General features: G+C 49.9%; 2 protein-coding genes. One reads left to right on the forward strand and one right to left on the reverse strand.

Features of this window, described 5'->3' with window-relative positions; translation table 11 throughout:
• The coding region (locus QCH34_RS09380; RefSeq protein ID WP_300333256.1) for an ATP-dependent helicase at positions 1–2,331 on the reverse strand (2,331 nt) is incomplete at its 3' end.
• A 152-nt stretch (positions 2,332–2,483) separates the two neighbouring features.
• On the opposite strand from QCH34_RS09380, the gene QCH34_RS09385 reads away from it, so the two are divergent.
• The gene (locus tag QCH34_RS09385; protein WP_300333259.1) at positions 2,484–2,912 is read left to right on the forward strand and encodes a DUF365 domain-containing protein; all 429 of its coding nucleotides are present in this window, start codon (positions 2,484–2,486) and stop codon (positions 2,910–2,912) included.
• Positions 2,913–3,285: the final 373 nt, after the last annotated feature.

A 3,285-nucleotide genomic window follows, 5' to 3' on the forward strand; every position in this document is an offset into this window, starting at 1 on the left:
GTAGGTCTCCGCAAATCTCATCAGATGGTTCTTTGCCGCCTGCTTAATCTTCACCATTCGTCCCTCGGTCACGAACGGCATATGGAAGTGACGGTCGACCGCCGTCGCCACCGAAACCATCGGAGACAGCTCCTCATTCTTCATCAGGTCGGCGGCCTCACGCAAGCAGAAATGGAGGGTACGCCCGTATCCGAGGTAATCCGACAGACCCGGCTGGTATCCCCAGAGATGACGCAGCCGGTAAAAGTGCCCGCACTTCCCATAGTCCACGATTTCGCCTGCGGTGAATGTGCGCAGTTCGTCCACAGCACCGCCTGTTGCAGATTCGTGATCGGGCAACACCTCTCTCTGTGAAAGTGGCTCAACATAAGAGAGGCTCTCGATATCGTCAATAAAGGCACTCCGTCCTTTTCGTCTCCCGTTCATCGACGTAAAGTAACTCACCACAGCAACATCCATGGCCCGGGTCAGCGCCACGTACATCAGCTTACGCTCATTCTCCAGGTCTCCTTCGTATTTCGCCACGTCAAAGAGGTCCGGAGAGATTAGCCAGGTTCTTCCTCTGCCCGTCATGCTCGAGGGGAACCGTTGCTTGACCATACAGGGAACAAACACGAGCGGCCATTCGAGACCCTTGCTCTGATGGACCGTCACCAGCTGCACCGCGTCCACGCCGCCGATGTCGTCGCCGGTCTGCTCTTCATACTTCGAGGACGCGTAGGTGTTCATGTACCAGCATAGCCCTTTCAAGTCGCTCTCCCAGTTTCGGTTTCGTCGTCCCCCGAGCATGATCGCCGTCTCGTAATCGGTGAGGAGTGTGTTGATCCTTCCAAGATTCGCCATAATAACCGCATGGCGCACGTTGTCGGGATCGAGCCGTTGATACCCGAGCAGAACAAGCAGTTCACTAAAGACTTGAGTGAAGTTCTCGTAGGTCCCGTTCAGCACGGACTCTTTCCATCGTCGGATATTCCTGATATCGTCATCCTCCAGAACCAAGTCAGGCACACCCTGATTCCAGTTCACCACCGCTTCACTGAGCAGTTCCTCTCCACGAATACGGGTGTGCGATGACCAGCGATCCTGTTGCCAGAACCCGTCTTCCCACAGCCATGCAAACAGCTGCCCGATACCTAAGATTTCCGGGCGACGGAACAATCCCACCTTACCGCCGACAACGAAGGGGATGTCACGGCGCCTGAACTCGTCGATAAAGACAGGAGCAGAAGTGGTCACACTTCGGAAAAGGAGCGCGATATCACTGTAGTTACATTTTTCTCTGTCAACAAGCCCCTGGATCCGGTCCGCAATCCATTCGACCTCGGCCATATCGCTATCTGCCTCAACGAGGTACGCACCACCCTGTTCATGGCGGACCGGGTCCATGTGGTTGTAGTGCTGTTCTTCGAATGAATCCGAGAAGCCATTTGCCGATTCGATCACCGCAACGGTCGAGCGGCGGTTCTCCGTGATGTTGATGGTCGCGGTCTCCGGGTACTTCGATGCAAATTCCTCGAAACACCGCTCATCGGAACCACGCCACTGGTAAATCGTCTGACGCGGGTCCCCGACAATAAAAATATACCCGCCGTGGCCGATCAGGCGGATGAGTTCTTCCTGTGCGCGGTTAATATCCTGATACTCGTCGACGATGAGGTGTTGCACGTGGTCTGCCACCTCGGGGCATTGTTGCAGATTCTCCACCGCAAGCTGCACCATGCGGTTAAAGGTGAGTCGCTTATGCCGGTCCAGTGACGCCTCATATTGGCGAATTTTTTCGAGAAACACTGTGTCTTTCTTTTTTCTCAGAGACTGCTCAGGGATCATCTCGCCGTAGTAGACATTCTGGGTATTGAGAAAGTCTTCACAGTTGGTGGCATAGTAACCAGTCCGCCCGAGCCCCAAAGCCCAACCGACCCGCATGAGATACGCCATCTCTTGTTTCTCATCGAGCACGCCCCAGTCGCCATACCCGAAGTACTCCTCCAGAAGACGATAGCAATAACCGTGAATGGTTCCGACATACATCTCTCCCAAACGAGCGCAGATCTCCTCTCCACCGAGATGGTTTACCCGTTCGTAGATGCGGCTTTTCATGCTTTGCGCCGCTTTTTCCGTGAATGTGAATGCCACAATGGAAGTGGGATCAACTTGTTCCTCGAGAAGGAGATACACAATACGTCGTGTTAAGGTCTCGGTTTTACCGGCCCCTGCACCCGCGATAATTCGTATGTGGGAACGATCACAGAGCACTGCATGGCGCTGATCATCAGAAAGAGGCTTGGGCTCATTGAGAATTTGTGCGGTTATTTGGCTATAGGAAGGGGTCACGGCGCATCAAGTGAGTGATTGCCGATGGCATTACTTAATCGTGCTGTTTTTTATTTTACGTTATTTTTAAACGTCTTTTTAGAAATATGGGACTATATCTAAAAAAAGAAAAACAATATTTTATATATATGTGTTTCTCTCACACTCAACCTATGAGTGAGATAATCGGCGTCACTTTTCCAATACCTAAAAAATATATGGACCGATTCTTTGTTGGTGGGAAAACGGTCTTTATCAAACCAGCAACAGTCTATAAAGAGCTCAAACGCGGCATGAAATTTGTATTCTACCAGTCGCATGAAGACACCGGTTATGTCGGGGAAGCGACGATTAAAAGGATCATTATACTGGAAAATCCTCTCAATTTCTTTGAAACATTTGGCGATGCAGTGTTTCTCACACGGGAAGAGGTAAAGGACTACCTTGAAGTGCAGGAAAAATGGCAGGGCGTCCGTACAAGAAAAGGGGAGAGAAAAAAGAAGAATTGGATTGCACTTGAGCTCGAAAACATTCGCAAATATGATAAAATTAAAAAACCCGAGCGATTCGTGAGTGTTGGTGGCAAATACCTCAAGGAATGATCATAATCATATCAAAAATTAATTTTTTCAGTTTCCACACACCGCCCTCACCCGCTCCGCCTCGTACCTTAACGTAATCATCCTCGTCCTCCCCGGCCGTGCAGGAAGTTGATATTCACCAGCCTCGGCTCATTAAGGTCTTAGAGGTATGGTGGAGTTCAAATCGCTGACTCCTGACTCAAAGTATCATACCAATAAGAAGCAGGGATCCAAGAAAACGAGGCCATGGCTAGGCGGTTGATTCCGACAGAGGATTATCATTTAATAATGTATTCGGAAAATTTGATTTTTTTTATCTTTTGTAGGAATTTGAATATCCTGTTCCCTTGCAAACTTTACAGGGATTTGATTGTAACATTATATCTTTTCCAGT

Origin of the sequence: Methanocalculus sp., from assembly GCF_029762515.1 — an archaeon.
In the GTDB taxonomy this organism is placed as follows: domain Archaea; phylum Halobacteriota; class Methanomicrobia; order Methanomicrobiales; family Methanocorpusculaceae; genus Methanocalculus.

What these genes read in the sequence shown, in the direction of transcription:
- QCH34_RS09385 (WP_300333259.1), top strand. Translation starts at nt 2,484, where the DNA reads ATGAGTGAGATAATCGGCGTCACTTTTCCAATACCTAAAAAATATATG.